Source organism: Streptomyces sp. NPDC060035 (assembly GCF_042736635.1).
GTDB lineage: Bacteria > Actinomycetota > Actinomycetes > Streptomycetales > Streptomycetaceae > Streptomyces.
Window position 1 is genome coordinate 348,493 of record NZ_JBHWVO010000001.1, and the last position, 19,949, is coordinate 368,441.

Below are 19,949 nucleotides of genomic sequence, written 5' to 3' on the forward strand. Positions count from 1 at the left end.
TCATGACAGGTCAGGCCGTGTTTTCGTAGGACGAACAGCACTGTCCTGGAACCTTGTTGAGCACCATGGGCAGCTCCCAGAATCACCTTCATGAATCACGCCGAGAACGTCGATCACGACGCCGTGCTGCGCGCACGGGTGCTGCTGCTCGGATCAGGCAGGATCAACATCGACGAGGAGATCGACGCGTACCGGGTACTCGCCCGGGTGAGCCCGGCCGTCTATCTGCCGCGCCTCGCCACGAAACTGCTGACGTACGGCTACCCGGAGCTGCAGGACCCGGCGGCCCTACTGGCGCTCGGGACCGAGGCCGCCGCTGCCGCCCGGGGGATGGACCGGGCGGAGCCGAATCGGACCATATTGCTCACGCGTGCACTGCAGGCATGCCGGCATGAGCTGTACATCCTCGGACGACGGAAGGAGGCCTTCGCCGTCTGCGAGGAGATGGCACGTGCGGGACGCGAGGCGTTCGAGGCGGGCCATGTGGCGAGCCCTCTGTACGCGCACGGTCCGCTGGCCGCCGCTCTGGCCGAGGAGGGACGCCACAGCGAATCGGCCCGACTGTACGGGGAGATGGTGGGGGCCTCGCGGGCGGAGGGCGATCCGTCCGACGTGTCCTTCTGGTCGATGGTCGCGTGGGCGGCCGAACTGGACGCTTCGGGGCAGCACGGCGCGGCCATCGACGCCTTCACGGAACTCGTGTCGACAGGCCGCGAAAAGCTGGACCTGGGCCGCACCTCCCTCGCCATCGTGACGTGGGAGCTGATCCGGCTCGCCCAGATGCTCGACGCGGACGGACGCCGCGGCGAAGCCCGTGCCACGCGGAAGGAGGCTCTCGGCCTCCTGACCGAGCTGGCGGAGAGCGGAGAACGTCAGAGCTGGAGCAACATCGTCTCCTGGTGGCTCGTCCTGCTGACCATGTCCGGGCGGACGGACGAAGAACCCGTACCCGGTGAGCCCGCCCCGGCGTTCGGGCTGAACGAAAGATGGTCGCCCGACATCAGGCGGGCCTACCTCGGCGGCCGCGAAGCGCTCGAGGCCGACATCGCGGCCCTGACACCCGCGGCCCAGTCCGACCCCCGTGCTCATCTCGCCGAACTGGTCGTCATGCAACGCCGGTTGACGATCCGTTCGTCCATGTACTGGGAGTCACGCACCCATGTGTTCGTCGACCCTCTGCGTCCCCTGTTCGACGAAGGGCTGGCCCTCACCCGCCGACTGGCCGATGTGGACGAGGAACAGGGCCGCGCCCCGCTCGCCGGGGCGCTGACGGACCGATCGACCCTGCTCGTCGCGGGAAAACAGTACGGCCAAGCGCTCACCGATTTCCGGGAGGCCGTCGACCTGCTCGAAAAGTAACGCAAGCGGCATACCGGGCTCCTCTACGATCAACCGCGTGTGCGCAAACGTGATAGTCGCGGAAGACGACGCGAAGCAGGCCGAACTCGTACGCCGCTACCTCGAACGTGAAGGGCACGCGGTCACGGTGGTGGCGGACGGCCTCGCGGCGCTGGAGCAGGTCCGGCAGGGCACGCCGGACCTGCTCGTCCTCGACGTCATGATGCCGAAGGCCGACGGACTGGATGTCATACGCGTACTACGTGCAGAGGAACGGGAGTTGGCGGTCCTCATGCTGACCGCCCGGGCCACGGAGGACGATCTGCTGCTCGGGCTCGACCTGGGCGCGGACGACTACATGACCAAGCCGTACAGTCCGCGCGAGTTGATGGCCCGGGTGCGTACGCTGCTGCGACGCACCCGACGGGGCGCGGTTCCGGGCGGAGGCGGTCCGGGCGAGAGCGGGGTGCTGCGGGTAGGGGCCCTGGCCGTCGATCCCGTACGTCACGAAGTGGCGGCCGACGGCGTGCAGATCGAGTGCACGCCGGGCGAGTTCCGGCTGCTGGCGGCGATGGCCGCGGAACCGGACCGCGTCTTCACGCGGGAGCAACTGCTGGCGGAACTCCACGGGTTCGACCGGTATATCAGCAGCCGAACCGTCGATGTGCACATCATGAACCTGCGGAAGAAGATCGAGCATGCACCCCGGCGGCCGGTCCGCCTGCTCACCGTCTTCGGTGTCGGTTACAAACTGACGGACCCGGCGAAGGAAGCCTCGCGTGCGCCGGCCCGGTGAGAACGACCGGCACCGGCTGCCGCTCCGCAAGAGCCTGCTGGGCCGCCTGCTGGCCGTGTCGGCACTCGTCGCGGCCTGTTCGGTCGCCGCGACCGCCTGGCTGGCCGTGCAGACCACATCCGGCGCGATCGAGCAGGAGCAGGGCCAGAACCTCACCGCCGACACCCGCATCCACGACACCCTGCTCGGTTACGCGGCGGAGCACCCCACCTGGGACGGCGTCGGGCCGACGGTGCGCGAGCTGGCCGACGAGTCGGGCCGGCGGATCACGCTGACGACGCAGAGCCGGGGGATCCTCGCCGACTCCGCAGTCGGTTCCCCTCCCCCGCCGGCCCTGCCGCCCCAGGCATCGGCGGTCGTGGACCCCATGTCCGTGGACGCCGGCCTGTCGTCCGGGGCCGGATCCGTGACGACCGACGTGGATGCAAGATCCCGCAGCGACCGTGTCGACCCCCGCGCCGTGGGACCGTTCCGTCTTCCCGACACCGAGCGTGCGTCGCTGCGACGCACCGCCGCAGAAATCACACGGTGCCTCAATCGGTCCGGCATCGCCTCGGACGTCGTGGAGGGGCCGAGCGGGCGGCCCGGTATCCAGGTCGTGGGCAACGATCCCGACCGCCTGCAGGGCACCCGGTGCACGACGGAAGCTCTGGACAGCCCGACCCCGACCGAGGTGGAGGCGCTCAGCGCTCTGAGCCGGCTGGCCAACGCCTGTCTGAGCCGTCAGAGCCGTGAGCCCGTACAGCTCGGTCTCGACCTCTCGTGGGGTACGGAGGGCGAGCCCGTCCCGGCCTCGGAAACAGCCGAGCCGTCGCCGGTGCGGAGCCACATCCCCCAGGAGGTCCGGCCGGCTCCGACTCCGACTCCGTCCCCCTCGCCCACGGCCCTCACCAGTGAGAACGACCGGGCCATCGCCTCGTGCGTCGCCGTCGCCCGCCGGGAACAGCTCAGCTCCTATGTCGCCCCGCCCGCACTGCTGTTCATCAGCGACCCTGGCGGCGGCGCCGTTCCCGGTTTCGACCTGTCACCGGCGAACACGGCAAGGATCACGGGGGTCGCCGCACTCGTGCTCGCGCTCACCGTGGGCGCTTCCGTGCTCGCCGGGGCCCGGCTGGTACGCCCGCTGCACGCGCTCACAGGAGCCGCGCAACGGATGCGCGACGGCGAGGACTCGGCGCCCGTGGTGGTCACCGCGGACAACGAGATCGGCCGGCTGGCCGCCGCCTTCAACGACATGTCGGCGCACCGCGCACGGCTGGAGGAACAGCGCAAGGTGATGGTCAGCGACGTCGCCCACGAGCTGCGCACCCCGTTGAGCAATATCCGCGGCTGGCTGGAGGGCGCACAGGACGGGATCGCCGATCCCGACGCCACGTTCATCTCCTCGCTCCTCGAGGAGGCGGTGCAACTGCAGCACATCATCGACGACCTGCAGGACCTGTCGGCGGCGGATGCGGGGGTACTGCGCCTGCACCCCGAGCCGGTACGGATCGACGAACTGCTCGCCCATGTCGCGGCGGCCCACCAGGCTCAGGCCGACGCGGCGGAGGTCGGCCTGACGGTGGCCGCCTCCGCTGCCGGGGCACCCGTTCCGGCGCTCAACGCCGATCCGGTACGGCTGCGTCAGGCCATGGGCAACCTGGTCTCCAACGCCGTACGCCACACCCCGGCGGGCGGACATGTGACGCTGCGCGCGTACGCCACCGGGTCCGGGGAAGGGGTGGCCCTGGAGGTCGCCGACACCGGCAGCGGTATCCCGCCGGAGGATCTGCGTTACGTCTTCGACCGCTTCTGGCGCGCCGAGAAGTCCCGCAGCCGACGCACCGGAGGCAGCGGACTGGGCCTGGCCATCGTCCGCAAGCTCGCCGAGGCGCATGGCGGGACGGCCGACGTGGTCAGCACCGTGGGTGAGGGATCGGTCTTCACTCTGCGGCTGCCACCGGCGGTCCCCGACGCAGGGGAATCGGCTGCGCTGCGATGAGGCCCGTCGTCGCCCGCGAGGAGCGCGGGCCTGATGCGACGAGTGCGGCCCTGATGCGATGAACACAGCGTCCTGACAGCTTCCTCATAACTTCACTCCAGTCTGTCGGCATGCCCGGCGCCCGATGCGCATTCGCGCGTGGGCCCCACCAAGGCCGAGCTGGAATCGGAGTCCTTCACATGTCCCCTCGTTCGACCCTGCGCACCGCAGTGCTCACCGCCGTCGCGGCAGGCGCGGTCATCGTCCCGTCCGCCGTGGCCGTCGCGGACGATGCCACTCCCACGCCGGTGGCACCTGCCGCCGAGCGCACCGCCACACCCAGCCCCGCGCCCGAAGAGGCCAAGCCCTCCGAGGTGCCGACTCCGGCCGAGGCGCCCGGACCCAGGGTGGCGCCGCGGGGCGGCGTCGCCGCCGGTGAGCGTACGGCCACAGAGACGGGCGGCAGCACCGCGCTGTACGGCTCGGCGGCAGGGGCGGTCCTGCTGGCCGGCGCCGGCACGTTCGTGCTGCGCCGCCGCTCCGCCGCACACCGCAACGGCTGACCTGCCACCGGGTGGCGCCGCTCCGCGTGACGGGGCGGCGCCACCCGCTGTTCCACCTGAGCCTCTACGCCCGGAGCCACCATGTCCCGTACCGCGCAAGCATTCCGGCGAGCCGCCATACCCTCTGCCGCCGCTGTTCTGATCCTGGCCCCGCTCACCGGCTGCTCGTCCTCCGGCGCATCGCAGCCCCCCGCCGACTCGACGTCGGTCTCCGCGGCGGCGGAACGACCGAAGACGACGCAATCCCCGAAAGCACCGGCTCCCGCGCAGGTCACCATTCCCTCGATCGGGGTGACGAGTCAGCTGATGCGGCTGGGGCTCAACGCGGACGGCACCGTGGAGGTTCCGCCCGCGGACAAGGGCATGACGGCGGGCTGGTACGCGGGCGGGGCCGTTCCCGGCGAGCCGGGCGCCGCCGTGGTCATCGGTCACAACGACACCCGGTTCGGCAAGGCTGTCTTCCACGACCTGAAGAAGATCGCCAAGGGTGCGGACATCGCCGTCCTCAACGGGCTCGGTGAACAGACCCACTTCACGGTCACGGGCACCGAGACCGTCAGCAAGAACGCGTTCCCCACCGAGAAGGTCTACGGAGAGACCAGCGACCGCGTGCTCCGGCTCATCACGTGCGACGGCACGTTCGACGCCGAGGGGCACCCGGTGGACAACCTCATCGTGTACGCGACCCTCCGCTGACCGGAGCGGCGAGCGCTCCGGGTGCGCCCTTGGGACCGCAGAGCAAAAGTCTCCACCCGAACTGGGGCCAGGACTACCGGGCCACGAAGGGGAAGTGTGTACCTGTGGTCATCCCCTGAGCGCCCGGGCAAGGGCGACTCATCGGCCGGCGTGAGTCGATGGTCGGCCCTGCCGCAGGGCTTCGGCGTAGCCGCGTGACGTCCGCTTCGTGATCATGCGAGTCCGAGGAGGGCAAGCGGTCGGCATGGCGTCGCGGGCGTTGCGCCGGAGGCCGGCGGCGATGCTGCTCTTCCCGGCGAGGCGAAGGGCGCCGATGGATCGGCGTGGGGGCACGTTCGCAGGTCGCGATCGTCACCCAGGACGGTGCGGTGCAGGTCGACCGGAATCCACCCAACGGGGTCGGGACGAGGTTGCGGGTGATCGGCGATCCACGTCCGTGCGGTCCACATGCCGCGTCACGGGCCGGTGGTACCAGGCGTTTTCACGCCCGCCCTGGTGTGCGTCATCCGTCCGCGGCGTCCTCGGCCTCCCAGCGCAGCAGGTCGCCCGGCTGGCACTTGAGCACCTCGCAGAGCGCGGCAAGCGTCGCAAAGCGCACCGCCTTGGCGCGGCCGTTCTTGAGTACCGCCAGGTTGGCCGGCGTGATCCCTACACGGTCCGCGAGCTCGCCCACGGACATCTTCCGCCTGGCCAGCATCACGTCGATGTCGACGGTGATCGGCATCAGATCACCTCGTCCAACTCGGCCTGCATCCGCGCCGCTTCGACATCGCGCGCGACGGCCTGGGCGAGCAGCGTCCGCAGCACGAGCACGATGAGCGCGACCCCCAGGATGGCCACGCCGATCCCGCCCATGATGACGGTGACGCCCGGGTCGGCCCGCTGGCCCGGCGCATTGAGGACCGTGACCGCGAACCACACGAGGGCAACCGCCACGATCGCGCCGATCATGACGTCCACGTGCCGGAAGGCGGTGTGGGAGAACACGGTTCCGCGTCGCACCATCGTCACCAGCCGCCATACGCAGACCAGCGCGACCTGGGCCGACACCATGCCCAGGATCATGCTCACGCGCAGCGGGGTCAGCGGGAGCGACCCGTCCTCCGGGTCGCTCCCGCTGGCCAACACCCACACCATCAACGCCTGGACAAACACGGTGCCGGCGAGCACCACCACGAGCACGGCGCGAAGCGCGCGCACTGTCAGCTTTCCCATGACCCATTCCTCCATCGAGTTGCGATGGAAATCTATCGACTTTCGATAGGTAAAGCAAGGCTTGAGGCGGAGGATGGGCGGCGGTTTCGCACCGTGGCGGGACGCAGCCGCTCCCTGCCATGGCATGACGGTTGGGCGAACCGCCTTGATCCTGCCGAAGTCGGCCTCCCCTTGAGCACACATCGGACGCCACCCGAATACGCCGAAGCCCTGGGCGCCCTGCCCGCCTTCCCGGCGAGGGCCGACGCTATCGCCTACCAGGCCGCGCTCCACCTTGCCGCGATCCTCGCCTGGACCCGACACTGACGACTCAGGCGGGCTCCCTGCGGCCTGGGGGGAATTCGTTGCCGTCGCAGTCAGAGACCGTCGCGAACCAGGACGTGGCCCAGACGGTGAGACAGTCGGTCTCGTGGATCGTCTCGAACGGGTGGTCATTCCACGTCCCGTACGAGGTGATGTACACAGCTTCCCCGGGCTTCAGCCAGTAGTCCTGCCCGAACGGCTCGAGCCACAGCTGCAAATGATCCTTACCCTCGTTTTGCACCAGTAGCGGCACCGGGTTCCCCAGCTGCTGGATCGCCTCGAAGCTGAGGTCCCCGGCCTTGGGCATGTTCGTCTTCAGCGGATCGATGATCCGGTCGTTTTCCGCCCGCTGAGCCGAGTCCTGTCCGTCCACGTGATCATTGTGGCCCCGCCCTTCGGCTGAGAACAGCCCGGCTACAAACTGGATGAGCTGCATCAAGACTCGATCAAGTCGCCCCGCACAGTGGACAGCCCCCAACTGGTCCACTCGCCAAGGAGACACGGCCCAGCAGGATCCGGCCCTCCAGCGTCAGGCTCCACGACCGGCCCTTGGTACCAGGTCCGCACCCTCACGCCGCATCGCTGTCATCAGCTTGCCGAACCGCCGCGGGCTCAGTCCGGTGAACGGGGCTTGCCAGGACGGCTCCGACGCCGTGATTGCTCTGGCCACCACAAGATCATCTCACCGTGAACAGCAGTTACGGGACAACCCTGGGCACGGCACCCGGTCCCACCACTCGATTCAGTGACATAAAGCCACGATGGACATACGTGGAGTTAAGGTGTTTCTGCCAGCGAGGCGCGGCGCAGTCGGTGTCGTGAAGCCGGCGAAGTCAATCAGCTGGTCGTCCATCGTTATGGCTCGCCGTAAGGAATGTTCGTGAAGCTCTCCCTGACCAATTCTCCTCGAGCCGCGTTCGCTGTAGCGTCAAGCGCGCTCATCGCAACTGCAATGGTGATGTCCGCGGGTCCGTCTTCCGCCGAATCCGTCGGTGCTCCGGAAGCACGGCAGGCAGGTGCGAGCTCTGCCGCACCGTGCGGCTTCTTCCGGTACAGCGTCCGAGAGTCTCGGTTCGCCGCATACAACCACTGCGGAGAGACGACGGTGCGTATCCATGTCGACGTCAGAGGGGGCGGCAGCGCGAACGACTTCCATCTCTGCGTCAGCCCCGGCCGCACGCAGCTGCCGGGTGCAGGTCCGAACTACCTCAACGCGTACTACATCGGCGGTGCCGGGTGTCGGAGCGGAGATCGCACCGGACACACACCTCACTGAGGCGGATGTGACGTGGTGCTGCGATCGGCCCGGCGGCTACCCGGGCTGGACGCAGCCCGTCCCTCCGGCAGCGCCGTCACGGAATAGTGATGGGTGGACCGGCCCAACCTGAGCGAGGCCGCCGAGCGTTGTGTCGCAGACCACCGTGAATGCCTGCGGGTCCTCACGCCGGATGCAGCCCGGCCCGTCACCGAGCCGAAGGTCGACGACCCGTTCGACAATCCCATCAGGCGTCCAGGGTGTCAGTGGTGCGCTGTACGTTCCGACCATGGGCGTATATCTGGTCAGTGTCGGCGCGGAGGAATGGTTCGGTGAGGACGAGGACGGGTGGGGGGAAGTCGCCTCAGCGCTGAACCAAGAGCTGAGGCAGCGAGGTGTTCCGCCGTACGAGTCCGTACCCGAGGAGGCCGACTTTGTTCGCGGTTCGGGGCAGGCCTTCGAGGAGAAGCTGGTCCCCTCGATGGACGGTTTTGGCGCGCTGTGTCAGGCACACCTGTCACGTGAGGAAGTGGAGACTGTCTGCGGCTGGACGGTGCTGGTGCCGCTGTCGCTCGACGAGGAGATCTGGTTGCCCATCGACACCAGCTATTCGGAGTCGTCGACCATGGTCGCCGGCGCCCCTCAAGTGTTGGCCATCGCAGAGAGATTGGCGGCGGCCATCAACCTACCGGCTGAGACCCCATCGATGTGTGACAACCTCGACCTGACCATGTGGTTCAGGGACGGAGAAGCGAAGGAACTGGCCGCTGCACGACCGGGACGGTGGAGCGACGACCTGGATACCGCCTTCTACGTCGCACTGTTTCTGCGCGCTTCCCAGCACTCGGTCCGGCGCGGCTGCCCCATCGTTTACTCCTGACGTCCGTGGAACCAACCTTCGTTTTGGTCGGCTGGTTGCGCCTTCCGTCGGCCTCTGAGCGTGACTCACGGCAACGTCGTGACGGAGTTGCGCCAGAACCCGAGAAATGACGGCGCTGCATGGTCCGCCCGCCGTCTGTGACCGCTCCTTCAAGCCTCCTCGAGGACCGAGTGGACAGCGAAAGGCTCGGTAGCCCCGCTTCTGACCGTTCGGGGACTCAGCGATGAGTTTTCGCGGCCCGTCAAGTCTCACCACCGTTGTCGGCAACACAGGAGGAGGAGCACGTGGCTCAGCTACTGAGAGTCCAGAACTTCAGCGTCTCGAGTGACGGGATCGGTGCCGGTGAGGACCAGACCCTCGAGAGGCCATTCGGTCATGTCGAGCCCGAGAGGCTGTTCGCCTGGGCCGGCGCCACGGCGAGCTGGCCCATGCGCACCGCCCCCGGGGGAAGCCGGGGCCTGGACGACTACTTCACGCGGGACTACGCCCGCAACATCGGCGCCGAGATCATGGGGCGCAACAAGTTCGGCCCCCAGCGCGGGCCCTGGCACGACCATGAGTGGCAGGGCTGGTGGGGTGACGAGCCCCCGTTCCGCACCCCGGTATTCGTCCTGACCCACCACGAGCGTCCTTCACTCACGCTTTCCGACACCACGTTCCATTTCGTCAAAGGCGACCCTGCCACGGTCCTCGAGCAGGCCCGGGAGGCGGCGCAGGGCAAGGACGTCCGACTCGGCGGTGGGGCTACCACTATCCGGCAGTTCCTCGACGCCGACCTCGTCGACACCATGCACGTGGCGGTCTCGCCGGTGAAGCTCGGATCCGGAGTACGACTCTGGGAGTCCCCCGATGAGCTGCTCGACCGGTTCCACCTGGAGGTCGTTCCCAGCCCGAGCGGGGTCGCGCACCACCTGTTCTGGCGAAAGTGACCGGTCCTCAGGGCTGGCCCCGGCCAGCTGATTTGCCTCCGGGGCTGCCCTGAGGAGGGCCGTCGAGTCGCACCTCGGGCGGTCACCCGGCCTTGGCGGTCTCCTCAGCTCGGGCCCGGATGGAGGCGAGCCGGTAAGGAGTCGGTGCCGGTCTCGACGATCGTGCCGTTGAACGTCCAGTTCCATGGAGCCGAGCTCGTCGATGCCAAAAGATCGACGCAGCCGAAGCGAGCGGCTTTGCTGAAATCCTTCGAGGTGGAGGCACGTCTTACGGGACAACCCGTACTCAAGCCTGCCCGCGCTCCGGAGCGCGGGTGGAATAGCGAGGAGAGTCCGGGGTAGTCGGGGTGGCGAACGCTTCACGTGAGTGACGGTGAGAAGGAGACTTCTGTGCTGATGGCCCACCCCGCAATGCTGCGGAACCTCATCGAACAGTACGACACCCTGCGCATTTTGCACGCAGAAAATGGGAATGAGGAAGTCCGGCAACGGATGGGTGACATCGCCTATACGCTCTGCGTGTCCACCGGCACACGCGATATCGATGCAGCTCTTGTCGCCGCACGCCACCAGTTGCCCGGCGCACGTCCTCAGGACGACTCCGTTCTCACCACCTGAGCGGACCCCGAGAATCCGGCTCTTCGACCACACCTACGCGGACCGACGCACCCATTCTGCCCCGTTGCATGTGGCGCTCTGCGGACGATCGAAGATCGCGGTGTTTCTGATCGTCGGCCGTACGCGACGCGAAGCTGAGCTTCTCGAGAGGGCGGGAACATCGCAATTCTCTCCGGAACCTACAAAATGCTGCACGGGATCGGACGCCACACATACGGCGTCCCAGCCGTCATGTCCTCGAACGGCTCCTTCACTGAGCGTTTTCAGGGTGGCCACCGATGGGGCCGGATCATCCGGATCACCCGGATCTGCGAACGCCAAGGTGTCCCTGTCCTGGCCGACCGCGCCTACCAGGACGCCGACCCCTGGGCCACGCGCACAGACGGCCGCCCGGCGGGCAGTTGCCCCTACACAGCGGACCGCCAACCGGGCACTGGCCACGTCCCGCGCACCCGTCGAACAAGGCATGGCACTGCTGAAGGGCCTGGCGGATCTTCCGAAGATTCCGGATCAGCCCGAACCACATGACGTCAATCGCCAAGGCCGTCCTCACCCTGGAGAGGCAACGCTGAAAATGCTCAAGGCGTCGCCGACCACCTTGCGTACAGCAGGCACACACAGCACCGTGACGCCCATGTACCAAGCGAACAGGCGCTGCTGCGTCTGCCGTGAACAGCTGCGGCCCTCACGGCGACGAACACCCGGCCCTGTTCACCGAGTTCTCCCAGGTCAGCGTCGGGAAGATCTGCCGCCATCGGATGTGTGCCCCGCGTCGGCTCAATGCAGTCTGTGGTCTCCGTGACCGGGTAGACCTGGTTCACCGCATCGATCAGCACCGGGCGTGCAGAATCACAGACAACCAGGTCTGCCGCGTCAGCGATCCGAGCGAACCACAACTCGCCGGCCCCGCAGCGGTTCCTGAGTCCCCTCCGGCGCGAACGAAGGTGAGCCGCAGGCCGGTAGCCACGGGTCACCTCCTGCACCGACGCCGAGCACGGGAAGCCGTCCGGGTGGACGAACGAGGTCGTGGAGGAGGACAGCGCGCTCTGGAGGGTGAGCAGTTGGGGCACTGACTACCCGTACACGAACCTTTCCGACCACCATCCGGTGGTCGCATCCGGGCGGTGGGGACACCGGGGACAATCGGGCAGGTGAGGGGAGGGCCGCGCGCAGCGCAGGGTGGCCCTCGTCCGGAACCTCTTCCCGCCTGGTCCTCCTCCCGCCAGGCCCGTCCCCCATGCACCCCGAAGGACCGTCCTCGTGAGCCCTGAGCCCCAGCCGTTCCAGCTCGTCCCCGGCACCGCCGGATCGCCGGTGCTGCTGCACGTTCCCCACTCGTCCCGTGCCGTCCCGGAGCATGTACGCGACGGAATCGTGCTCGACGACGGAGCGCTGGAGCGGGAGCTCGACCACATCACGGACTCGCACACCGCCGCGCTCGCCGCCCGGGCCCGCGACGCCTGCGCCCAGGCACCCTGGCAGTTCGTCAACGGTCTGTCCCGGCTGGTCATCGACCCCGAGCGGTTCCCGGACGACCGGGAGGAGATGCTGGCCGTCGGCATGGGTGCGGTCTACACCCACACCACCTTCCGCCAACGGCTCCGCGCGCCCGGCACGGATCCGCAGCCGCTGCTCGACCGCTACTTCCATCCGTACGCACAAGCGATGACGGCGGCGGTCGACGAACGGCTGGCCGCCACGGGGCGCGCGGTCATCATCGACGTCCACTCCTACCCGAGCACCGCTCTCCCGTACGAACTGCACGGCACCGGCCCGCGCCCGCCGATCTGCCTGGGCACCGACAGCTTTCACACACCGCCCGACCTGCTGGCCCGGGCCGAGGCGGCGTTCGCCGAATTCGGGGGCACGGGGCTCGACAGCCCGTTCCCCGGTGCCTATGTGCCGCTGAAGCACTACGGGAGGCACCGCCGGGTCAGCGCGCTCATGATCGAGATCCGCCGCGACCAGTACATGACCGAACCGGGTGGTCCGGCAGGGCCGGGCCTCACTGCCTTGGCGGCCGCGCTGGCCGGATTGGTTGACGGTCTGTAGACAGGTCCGCGAGGCCGAACCGGAAGCTGCCCGGGAAGCCGACCGCCTGTTGACCAGGTCCTTGAACCAGCGCGAGTGACGGGCTCCGGTGCCGTCCGCACCGGCACCCTGCCCCGCGCCATGGCTTCCCTGCGCAACCTTGCCGTCAGCGTCTACCGCCAGGACGGTCGGACCGACATCGCTGCCGCCCTCCGCCACACCTGCTGCGACCCCCTCCGCCCCCTACCCAAGGCGTCGATCCGGAGTCCGCGAGGTGGGAGTGCTCGCGGAAACCAACCGGTTCGGGGACGTCAGGAGCCGAAGGCCCTGGGTGCCCACCGGTCGAGGTAGGCGATGGTCGCACGGACCTCGGATGCGAGAAGCCGCTGATGGGTTGGCACCCAGGACTCGGAGAGAACGGTGGAGATCGCACCGGGGAAGGTCGAGAAGCGTGAGCACGCCATGACAGAAGCCTGTAGTTGTGGGCCGGAAAGGTGCAGGAGTGCCGTGCGGAGGATGTTCTGGAGCCACGCCTGCTCCTCCGGCCGGTAGGGCGGGAGCGTGCGGAAGCGGTGGGTGACGACGGAGTCCGGTGCGCCGAGTACGGGGTATCCCGCGCGCCACCACCGCAGTCCCAGTTCCACATCTTCGAGTCCGAATCCGGTGAAGGCTGCGAAGCCACCCGATGCCAGGAACTGGTCGCGTCCCACTGCAAGGCATCCGCCTGGCACAAGGCCGACCTCGTCGAGTGCGGCTCCGGTCGCCGGTCGCCACCGGTAGGTCAGCAGGGCGTCGACGATCTCGGCTCCGCAGCCTACGAAGCGGGTGTCCGAGGAATCCCGCACGGCGGGCCCGATCAGCGCGTCGGGAACGTGTTCGAGCGCATCGACGAGCGGTGTCAGCCACCGGCCGTCGACCGTGCAGTGAGCATCGAGGAAAACGACGATGGGTTGGCTCGCCGCCTGCGCTCCTCGGTTGCGGGCGGCGGCCACTCCGACGTGGTCCCCACGCAGGACGCGGACCCGCGGCGGCCATTCCCGCTCGCAGCTGCGGTCCGTGCTGCCGTCGTCGACGACGACGATCTCGCGTGGCAGCACGGCCGCGCTCTCCACGGATGCGATCGTCTCGGCGAGGAGGCCGCCCTCCTGGAAGGTGGAGACGATGACGGAGACGGGTGCGGACGTCCGCACGATTGCCTCACCGCCCTTGTGTGGAAGTTCCCGGCGAGGCGCGGGCGGTCAATTCCGGGGGGAGGCTGCCGGCCACCGAGGTGGGTGTCTGCGCTCGGCTCCAGAAGTTCCGGCACTCCGGCAGCAGAGGGTGCCGAGCGGCATCGACCCACAGGTACCGTTCCGGTTCCCGCGTCAGGGCGAAGCCGCGCAGGAGCGCGAACTCGCAGAACCGGCCCGCTCCGGCGGCGAACGCATAACTGCTGATCGACATGCGGTGCGCGTCCCGACAGAAGGCGCGGAGCCCTGAGTACACGCGGCGGGGGACGAGCATGGGTGGCGGCGCCGTCAGGTCCGGCCGGACCGGCTCCCCCAGGAAGGCGGTTGGGCACTGCCGCCAGCCGTCCGTTTCCGGCCGGTCGCTGCCGGAGTCGAGTGCCATGCGCGCTCTGCCCTGGTCGAACAGGCGGGCTTTCAGGTTGCACGGCGCGACGAAGACATGGTCCGAGTCGAGGTGCAGGATCGAACCGGCATTCGTGTAGAGGTCTGCGTTCAGCTTGGTGATCTGCTGTCCGAGATAGTCGTCGGCGTAGTCGCGGCAGGTGTACAGGTGGACTCTTTCCGACTCGATCGCCGACCGCTCCATGCGCGCAAGACTCGATCGGGGAACGACCACGACGACCCGGCGATGACCGGACGCGAACACGGCGATGGACCGGAGGGCGAGCGCCAGCCAGTACCGATCGCGGTGGTAGGACCGGATGAAGATGTCGATCGTTGGAGTCATCGTCGGCGCACGGCTTCAACGCGTTTGCTGGGGCCTGGAGTCCCCGTGATCCCGCTGGGCGGAGACATCATCAGGAGTTCGTCGAAGCCGGGGAATACGTCTGCCCACCGTGTGTCGCCGGCCCAGTGGGCGGCAATCCCCGCGGCGAGCGCGAGATGGAACCCCGTAAGCCGGGAAATCTGTGCCCGGTCGAGGTTGAGGGCCAGCACGTCACCGAGGCGAACGTTGTCCAGCCCGAGTCCTTGCAGCGCTGCGGACGGACTTGCCGAGTACGCCCGGAACTCGGTCTCATCGGTCAGGACCTGGGCCTGCCGAGGCACGAAGCCGACGCCGGCGAGCTCGCCGGAGACGACTGTCGATCGCTCGTTGACGAACAACGACACCCACTCCACACCCTCGCCCGCAAGGTCCTCGAAGAGGAGCTTTGTCATAGCCGCCGCCAACCCCACGTTGGTGGCGTGCCGTGCGGACAGGAACACCGGGGTGAACAGCGACTGCCCGTCCTCACCGACCACCGCGACCGCCACGGCGCGCAGGGCCCGCGACCCGATGCCGGACGGCGGCCACGGACGCTCGTCGAAAGCCACACCGGCCCTGATGCGGGTCCTGGCCGCGAGCGGGACCAGTACCTCGTCGAGGAGGTGACCGAGGCCGAGCTGCCTGAAGAACGCCGCCAGCTCCGGCCGGAACTCGCCGAGAAGATCGGTGGTGACACGCAGTTCCAGACGGTCGTTCGACTCACCGTGGAGGGTGTTCATCGCTGCTCCTCATTGTCGTCGTTGTCGTCCACGTCATGGAGCCAAGCCACCGCTGAGTACCGCACGCCTGCCCGTACCGGGCGCACCTCGTGCAGCAGATCGGAGCGGAAGGTGACGATGGATCCGGCTTCCAGCCGGATGCTCTCGGGTGCCACTGTGCCGTCGGGCTGCGGAACGTAGATGACCAGCGCTCCGCCGTCGAAGGTTGGCAGGCCGTCGTGTGACGTTGCGTCATTCAGAAGACAGACGATCGACAGGCGTCGACTGCACACCACAGCCGGATCCAGGTGATCATCGGAACGGTCCCGGTGTGCCCGGAAGAAGTCGCGTTCGGAGTAACTGCAGAACTTTGGGCCGTCCAGCGCCGCCCCTCTCCATCCCGCACCCTCAATGGCCTCCCCTGCGACCGTCCGCATGGCGGTGATGACAGGCATCGACTGATCTGCCGCCAGCTGGTGCTCCGAACATCTGCGCATGCTCGGGTCGATCATGTCGCTGCTGCGGCGTAGCACAGCGCCTGCAACGGTTGTCGAGCGAGCCATGGCCTCGGCGGCGGCGCGGCAGTCCTGCCGCGACAGTGCATTTCGCCAGATCCTCACCGGCTGCACCTCGGCGCGCTCTTCACGACGAGGAGAATCCGTTCGCTTCATTCATTTCCTCTCGGTCGTTGCACGGACTCCGAGACGAGAACCGAGCAGGCACGGCTAGACGACGGCCCTGCCCGGTCGTTCTCCATGCCCGCGTGCGGCACGTTCGCCGGCCGGGGGTGCGGAAGATCCGTGCCGTCCCGGTGGGCTGCCCTCGGCTTGTGGAAGGGCACCCAGCCTTGGTCACTCAGGAGCCACCGACCTGGCACGGTGGTGATCGGGCTCGAGCGCGAAGCCGCCGGTGAGCGCGGACAGCGCGGCAGCCATGGTCATTGCACTCCTCCAAAGCCCGGCAGGCTCCCCGAGGCCGAGCCGTACGGTCAAGACTCTCGATCACGCTATGTGATCGAACCCGTCGAGCCCGGCACCACAAGCGCGTAGTCACCCGGTCGGCCCAGGCCCTCCGGCGGCCCCGGCCCGGCGCCCCGTGACCTGCGAGATGCGGAGCGGTTCACACGGCAGCCGGCTGGTTCAGCCCGCTGCAGAACAGCAGACGTCCTTCGGTATCCGTGAGGACCCATGGACTTGACGGTGTTCTGCTTGTTCTTGCCGGAGAGTCACTTCTCCTGGTCCCTCCGCCCGGCGGCGGGCCTCGGACGCGAATCTCGGTGCCGTCGATGTTCCCGGTCCGGCCGCTCGCACCGAGGTGGTCGTTGATCTCGGTGATCGAGCGCAGCCGCAGATCGGCCGCGCCGGTGCAGCTCCGCTGCGCCGGCAGGGGCGCACTTCACCGATTGCACGCGTGGTGGTGGAGCGATCTACGCCGAACCAGCAGGCCGGCACGTCGTGGGTTGCGCCGTGGCGGAGATTGCCGCAGGCGTTCGATGACGACCAGTTTGTGCTTCGCGTCGCGCCCGCGGCTCGGTGACGGGGCCCTCGAGGCCAGTGCGGCCTGATGTCACTCGTGGCACAACGGGCCGATCCCTGCGCTGAGTTCAGCAATCACGTATCGGAGGTCATCCCGGTGATCCGCCGGATTCGGACAATGGCTGCACGCGCCCGGTTCCCCCACCATAAAGAACGTGATCAACAATCAACGACTCGACGCGCCACCGCCAACCATGCACGAGCTCTTTGGATGGAGTTTGATGCAGTCTCAGGACTCGCAGTCGGCGTCCCGTCGGTAGAAGTCGTCGTTCATAAGCGGGCATCGATGGCCTGCGTGCCGTCATCTCGCTGTGAATGAACACGCCATCGCGCTTCACCCGCTTCCGGCGGGGCTCGGGGTGCAACCTGCTGCTCAATCTCTGGACATCACGCCGCCCCGCCGCCCGCTGCCCAACTGGGCATCGGAACCAGGCCCTATGAGCGTGACGAGGCATGTCTTTCGAACAGCCACGCGGTCGGCCGCGGCGGAACTGGAAGCCCGCGCTCGCAGTGGCGCGCCGCGCATACGGGAGCGATGATGAGAGATGAAACACGACAGTGCCTGGCTGTGAAGAGGTACGGATGCGGGCATGTGGATGTCTGCTCCGAAACACCGCTACAGCGCATGCATAGCCATTCATCCTCTCGCTGACGAAGTCGAGTTCACCGCTACCTCAGTGCGGCGGTGGGGCCGCTGCGGGTGCGAGAGATTTCGGAAGGTCGAGCCATGGCCGTTTTTGACATCGGGTGGACCTCGATAGCGTCCAATGGAACCTTCAACTGGTTCATTCACGGGTTCAACAGCAAGCAGGCGGTTGCGTTCAGTATCGTCGTATTTCCAGGGACCGGAGCGGGAGTTCCCTACCCAGTAGGGCATGCGACTCTCACGCAGGGCGAGTCGTTCGAGCATGTCGACGGAACGAAAGCCTACAAGGTTTACATGCGGAACAACGCGCCGTTCAACTCCTGCAACGTGCATCTCCTCGCACAGGTCGAGTCGCTCTAGAAAGAGAGCCGGTGGGTGAAATGGCCAAGGTGAGCGTCTCCATCGTTCACGACGAGATCGGCCGCATAGTCGCGGTGGCGCGACCCTCGAAGGATGTGAAGGCAGTGGTCTCAGTCGGAGAAGGCCAGTCGGTCTTCGAGACAGAAGTCGAAGAGGGAAGCATTCCTGAACTGGCAAGCGGTAACCACCGGGTGGACGTCGCGAACAACTCGGTCGTCGCCTACTGAGAACCGGTTCCCAGCGGGAAAGACCCGCGCCCCGGCGGCCCGCGCCGCTTCGACCGGACCAGCGACTCTTCCTGAGCGGCCACAACGAGGCCCTGTTTGGCCGAGCTGGCGAAGGCAGAACGCGGGAAAGCCGACGGAGACCGCCCATCAGTGGCCTCCGCCGGCATTGCCGGGTGTCTCCGCCCCACCACCCAGGCCATCCGCACCTGGAGAGATCGCCGCGAGCAGCAACGGCCGGCCCAGCCCCTGCTCCGACGCCGCTTACGAACTGTGCTCGGTCGCAGTTCACTACGGCGGCCGCACCGAACCCAGCAACGCCAAAGCAGGCGGCAGCTCCTGCCTCATCCGCTTCCAGTGCGCAGGTTGCGGCTACTACCGCCGCGACCCGGTCCTGGGACGCGGAACGTGAACGGCACCCGCAGGGCGCCGTGGAGCCGGTTGTCGATGACGGAGGCTTCCACACCCCGCCGCCAGTGCTCGTGTTCGGGGTTGAGGACGCGCAGGTGGTTGAACCCAGTCGGCGCGGCGGGCCGCGGGGCGTGGAGAACTTCAGCGCAGCCCCTTGCCCGCGCCGCTCACGCCCTCCCACGCTGCGCCCGGCTCCTCGCCTTCATCTCCAAGCTCGCGGCTCTTGGGGATGGCTTGGGGCCTGCTGCTCCGCCAACTGCTCGACGATGCGGGTGTCGTGCGCGCGGAGCGCCTCCAAGAGCTTTGCCAGCCCGCCGTACGTCCGGCTGGTGAGCATGTTGCCCGCCGTCTCACCGGGCCCGAGAGCACCGGTACGACGAGTGAGACGATCTTGCCCTCGCCGGGCTGCATTCCCAGTGGGCCCGTCCGACGGCTTGAACGAGGTCGGGCACGTTCCCGGGCCTCGGCCCTCAGCCGGCGGTGTCGGGGGCGGGCCGGTGGTCGGCGGCCCAGGAGGCGAGGATGCGCAGTCCGTCGTGGGAGGGTGTGCCGGGCTCCGCGGTCCAGACGACGAGTTGCTGGTCGGGGTCGGTGGTGGCGGTGAGCGTGTCCCAGTCCAGTGACAGCTCACCGGCGATCGGGTGGTGGAACGCCTTGGTGCCCACGCTGAGGGTGGCGACCTGGTGGGCGGCCCACCACTGCCGGAAGTCCGGATCCTGGACGGAGAGCTCCCCCACGAGGGCGGTGAGCCGGGGGTCGTCGGGATACTTGGCGGCCTCCATACGCAGCTGGGCGACGCAGGTGCGGGCCACGGTCTCCCAGTCGGCGTACAGCGTCCGCATGGCGGGATCCGTAAAGAGAATCCGGACGTAGTTCCGCTGCTTTTCCGGAACCTTGCCGAAATCCGTGACCAGGGTGGCGGCCAGTGAATTCCATGCGATGACGTCCATACGGCGTCCCATGACAATGGCCGGCGTGGCACTGAGGTCGTCCAGGAGCCGCCGCAGTTGCGGTTGCACCTTCTGTCGCGCACGCCGTCGCGGCCGCGAGGATTCCTTTCCTGCGAGGCCGAAGAGATAGTCGCGCTGGTCGTCGTCGAGATGCAGGGCCTGGGCGAGAGCGCCCAGCACAGGGGTGGACGCCTGGATGCGCCCCTGCTCCAGACGGGTGTAGTAGTCGGTGGAGATCGAGGCCAGCTGGGCGACCTCCTCCCTGCGCAGTCCAGCGACCCTGCGGGGGCCACCGCTCTCGGGCAGACCCACGGTGCGAGGGCTGAGCTCGCTGCGGCGGGCCTTGAGGAACTCGCCCAGCTCGTTCAGATGCGCGTCGGACGTCATGTGCTCCAGTCTGGCACCGGTCGGCCGCTGTGAGAGGGGGAGAGTTTCTTCCCAGGATGTTTCTCTCCCAGGAGGAAACTCTCCCCTTTGCGAGCGCGCAGCCGCGTGCAAACCTTGGTCGAACGGCCGGCAGCATCGGTCGGCAGTCTCGTTCCGAAG

General features: G+C 68.0%; 21 protein-coding genes and 2 pseudogenes. 14 read left to right on the forward strand and 9 right to left on the reverse strand.

What is annotated here, in order from left to right:
- The first annotated feature begins 90 nt into the window (after positions 1-90).
- The 5 genes from ACFWBQ_RS01595 to ACFWBQ_RS01615 all read left to right on the forward strand — a co-directional run bounded on the left by ACFWBQ_RS01595 (position 91) and on the right by ACFWBQ_RS01615 (position 5,353).
- Entirely contained in the window at positions 91-1,359 is a 1,269-nt protein-coding gene (locus ACFWBQ_RS01595) for a hypothetical protein (RefSeq protein ID WP_385482759.1), read from the forward strand.
- Positions 1,360-1,408: 49 nt separating this feature from the next.
- Complete coding sequence (locus ACFWBQ_RS01600) at positions 1,409-2,134, forward strand: response regulator transcription factor (protein ID WP_385483142.1); 726 nt, start codon at positions 1,409-1,411, stop codon at positions 2,132-2,134.
- Positions 2,118-4,115 (forward strand): sensor histidine kinase, encoded by a 1,998-nt coding sequence (locus ACFWBQ_RS01605; protein ID WP_385482761.1) that lies wholly within the window; start codon positions 2,118-2,120, stop codon positions 4,113-4,115. The genes ACFWBQ_RS01600 and ACFWBQ_RS01605 overlap by 17 nt, the downstream gene beginning before the upstream one ends.
- A gap of 179 nt (positions 4,116-4,294) precedes the next feature.
- Positions 4,295-4,657 (forward strand): LPXTG cell wall anchor domain-containing protein, encoded by a 363-nt coding sequence (locus ACFWBQ_RS01610; RefSeq protein ID WP_385482763.1) that lies wholly within the window; start codon positions 4,295-4,297, stop codon positions 4,655-4,657.
- 81 nt (positions 4,658-4,738) lie between these two features.
- Entirely contained in the window at positions 4,739-5,353 is a 615-nt protein-coding gene (locus tag ACFWBQ_RS01615) for a class F sortase (RefSeq protein ID WP_385482765.1), read from the forward strand.
- A 502-nt stretch (positions 5,354-5,855) separates the two neighbouring features.
- Here ACFWBQ_RS01615 and ACFWBQ_RS01620 read toward each other — a convergent pair.
- Positions 5,856-6,077: a helix-turn-helix domain-containing protein gene (locus ACFWBQ_RS01620; protein ID WP_385482767.1), complete on the reverse strand. Its 222-nt coding sequence runs from the start codon at positions 6,075-6,077 to the stop codon at positions 5,856-5,858.
- A complete protein-coding gene (locus ACFWBQ_RS01625) occupies positions 6,077-6,568 on the reverse strand; it encodes a DUF2975 domain-containing protein (RefSeq protein WP_385483144.1) in 492 nt (163 codons plus the stop codon). Before ACFWBQ_RS01625 ends, ACFWBQ_RS01620 begins: the two co-directional genes overlap by 1 nt.
- A gap of 171 nt (positions 6,569-6,739) precedes the next feature.
- Between ACFWBQ_RS01625 and ACFWBQ_RS01630 the strand changes: the two genes are divergently transcribed.
- Entirely contained in the window at positions 6,740-6,874 is a 135-nt protein-coding gene (locus ACFWBQ_RS01630) for a hypothetical protein (RefSeq protein ID WP_385482768.1), read from the forward strand.
- Between the two features lie 4 nt (positions 6,875-6,878).
- Here ACFWBQ_RS01630 and ACFWBQ_RS01635 read toward each other — a convergent pair whose 3' ends face one another.
- Both ACFWBQ_RS01635 and ACFWBQ_RS01640 read right to left on the reverse strand, forming a co-directional pair.
- Positions 6,879-7,307, reverse strand: a complete 429-nt coding sequence (locus tag ACFWBQ_RS01635; RefSeq protein WP_385482770.1) for a hypothetical protein — start codon at positions 7,305-7,307, stop codon at positions 6,879-6,881.
- A 70-nt stretch (positions 7,308-7,377) separates the two neighbouring features.
- Positions 7,378-7,541: pseudogene (locus tag ACFWBQ_RS01640) on the reverse strand (IS5/IS1182 family transposase); the annotation flags it as partial.
- A gap of 288 nt (positions 7,542-7,829) precedes the next feature.
- On the opposite strand from ACFWBQ_RS01640, the gene ACFWBQ_RS01645 reads away from it, so the two are divergent.
- The 6 genes and pseudogenes from ACFWBQ_RS01645 to ACFWBQ_RS01670 all read left to right on the forward strand — a co-directional run bounded on the left by ACFWBQ_RS01645 (position 7,830) and on the right by ACFWBQ_RS01670 (position 12,605).
- Positions 7,830-8,147, forward strand: a complete 318-nt coding sequence (locus tag ACFWBQ_RS01645; protein WP_385483146.1) for a DUF6355 family natural product biosynthesis protein — start codon at positions 7,830-7,832, stop codon at positions 8,145-8,147.
- A gap of 268 nt (positions 8,148-8,415) precedes the next feature.
- Entirely contained in the window at positions 8,416-9,006 is a 591-nt protein-coding gene (locus ACFWBQ_RS01650) for a hypothetical protein (RefSeq protein ID WP_385482772.1), read from the forward strand.
- A 284-nt stretch (positions 9,007-9,290) separates the two neighbouring features.
- Positions 9,291-9,935 (forward strand): dihydrofolate reductase family protein, encoded by a 645-nt coding sequence (locus tag ACFWBQ_RS01655; protein ID WP_385482774.1) that lies wholly within the window; start codon positions 9,291-9,293, stop codon positions 9,933-9,935.
- A 390-nt stretch (positions 9,936-10,325) separates the two neighbouring features.
- A complete protein-coding gene (locus ACFWBQ_RS01660) occupies positions 10,326-10,553 on the forward strand; it encodes a DUF5133 domain-containing protein (RefSeq protein ID WP_385482776.1) in 228 nt (75 codons plus the stop codon).
- A gap of 285 nt (positions 10,554-10,838) precedes the next feature.
- Positions 10,839-11,125 (forward strand): annotated as a pseudogene (locus ACFWBQ_RS01665) (transposase family protein); the annotation flags it as partial.
- 688 nt (positions 11,126-11,813) lie between these two features.
- Complete coding sequence (locus ACFWBQ_RS01670) at positions 11,814-12,605, forward strand: N-formylglutamate amidohydrolase (RefSeq protein ID WP_385482778.1); 792 nt, start codon at positions 11,814-11,816, stop codon at positions 12,603-12,605.
- A gap of 290 nt (positions 12,606-12,895) precedes the next feature.
- Here the strand turns inward: ACFWBQ_RS01670 and ACFWBQ_RS01675 are convergent, their stop codons facing one another.
- Genes ACFWBQ_RS01675 through ACFWBQ_RS01690 form a run of 4 tightly spaced genes read right to left on the reverse strand, consistent with a single transcriptional unit; the run spans position 12,896 to position 15,948 of the window.
- On the reverse strand, positions 12,896-13,774 hold the full coding sequence (locus ACFWBQ_RS01675) for a glycosyltransferase family 2 protein (RefSeq protein WP_385482780.1): 879 nt from the start codon (positions 13,772-13,774) through the stop codon (positions 12,896-12,898).
- Between the two features lie 7 nt (positions 13,775-13,781).
- Complete coding sequence (locus ACFWBQ_RS01680; RefSeq protein ID WP_385482782.1) at positions 13,782-14,540, reverse strand: hypothetical protein; 759 nt, start codon at positions 14,538-14,540, stop codon at positions 13,782-13,784.
- Positions 14,537-15,298, reverse strand: coding sequence for a hypothetical protein (locus tag ACFWBQ_RS01685; protein WP_385482784.1), 762 nt, complete (start codon positions 15,296-15,298; stop codon positions 14,537-14,539). The genes ACFWBQ_RS01680 and ACFWBQ_RS01685 overlap by 4 nt, the downstream gene beginning before the upstream one ends.
- Positions 15,295-15,948: a 2OG-Fe(II) oxygenase gene (locus ACFWBQ_RS01690; protein ID WP_385482786.1), complete on the reverse strand. Its 654-nt coding sequence runs from the start codon at positions 15,946-15,948 to the stop codon at positions 15,295-15,297. The genes ACFWBQ_RS01685 and ACFWBQ_RS01690 overlap by 4 nt, the downstream gene beginning before the upstream one ends.
- Before the next feature lie 1,591 nt (positions 15,949-17,539).
- Here ACFWBQ_RS01690 and ACFWBQ_RS01695 point away from each other — a divergent pair.
- Positions 17,540-17,818 carry a hypothetical protein gene (locus ACFWBQ_RS01695; protein ID WP_385482788.1) on the forward strand — a complete coding sequence of 93 codons (279 nt, stop codon included), beginning with the start codon at positions 17,540-17,542 and terminating at the stop codon, positions 17,816-17,818.
- Between the two features lie 11 nt (positions 17,819-17,829).
- Positions 17,830-18,045 (forward strand): hypothetical protein, encoded by a 216-nt coding sequence (locus ACFWBQ_RS01700; protein ID WP_385482790.1) that lies wholly within the window; start codon positions 17,830-17,832, stop codon positions 18,043-18,045.
- A gap of 878 nt (positions 18,046-18,923) precedes the next feature.
- Here the strand turns inward: ACFWBQ_RS01700 and ACFWBQ_RS01705 are convergent.
- The gene (locus tag ACFWBQ_RS01705; RefSeq protein ID WP_385482792.1) at positions 18,924-19,790 is read right to left on the reverse strand and encodes a helix-turn-helix domain-containing protein; all 867 of its coding nucleotides are present in this window, start codon (positions 19,788-19,790) and stop codon (positions 18,924-18,926) included.
- Between the last annotated feature and the right edge of the window lie 159 nt (positions 19,791-19,949).

Bases quoted from the DNA above. Each gene is read 5' to 3' on its own strand.
- ACFWBQ_RS01680 (WP_385482782.1), bottom strand. From the start codon at position 14,540: ATGACTCCAACGATCGACATCTTCATCCGGTCCTACCACCGCGATCGG.
- ACFWBQ_RS01610 (WP_385482763.1), top strand. From the start codon at position 4,295: ATGTCCCCTCGTTCGACCCTGCGCACCGCAGTGCTCACCGCCGTCGCG.
- ACFWBQ_RS01625 (WP_385483144.1), bottom strand. From the start codon at position 6,568: ATGGGAAAGCTGACAGTGCGCGCGCTTCGCGCCGTGCTCGTGGTGGTG.
- ACFWBQ_RS01705 (WP_385482792.1), bottom strand. From the start codon at position 19,790: ATGACGTCCGACGCGCATCTGAACGAGCTGGGCGAGTTCCTCAAGGCC.
- ACFWBQ_RS01645 (WP_385483146.1), top strand. From the start codon at position 7,830: ATGTCCGCGGGTCCGTCTTCCGCCGAATCCGTCGGTGCTCCGGAAGCA.
- ACFWBQ_RS01650 (WP_385482772.1), top strand. From the start codon at position 8,416: ATGGGCGTATATCTGGTCAGTGTCGGCGCGGAGGAATGGTTCGGTGAG.
- ACFWBQ_RS01695 (WP_385482788.1), top strand. From the start codon at position 17,540: ATGGCCGTTTTTGACATCGGGTGGACCTCGATAGCGTCCAATGGAACC.
- ACFWBQ_RS01690 (WP_385482786.1), bottom strand. From the start codon at position 15,948: ATGAAGCGAACGGATTCTCCTCGTCGTGAAGAGCGCGCCGAGGTGCAG.
- ACFWBQ_RS01685 (WP_385482784.1), bottom strand. From the start codon at position 15,298: ATGAACACCCTCCACGGTGAGTCGAACGACCGTCTGGAACTGCGTGTC.
- ACFWBQ_RS01595 (WP_385482759.1), top strand. From the start codon at position 91: ATGAATCACGCCGAGAACGTCGATCACGACGCCGTGCTGCGCGCACGG.
- ACFWBQ_RS01615 (WP_385482765.1), top strand. From the start codon at position 4,739: ATGTCCCGTACCGCGCAAGCATTCCGGCGAGCCGCCATACCCTCTGCC.
- ACFWBQ_RS01620 (WP_385482767.1), bottom strand. From the start codon at position 6,077: ATGCCGATCACCGTCGACATCGACGTGATGCTGGCCAGGCGGAAGATG.
- ACFWBQ_RS01635 (WP_385482770.1), bottom strand. From the start codon at position 7,307: ATGCAGCTCATCCAGTTTGTAGCCGGGCTGTTCTCAGCCGAAGGGCGG.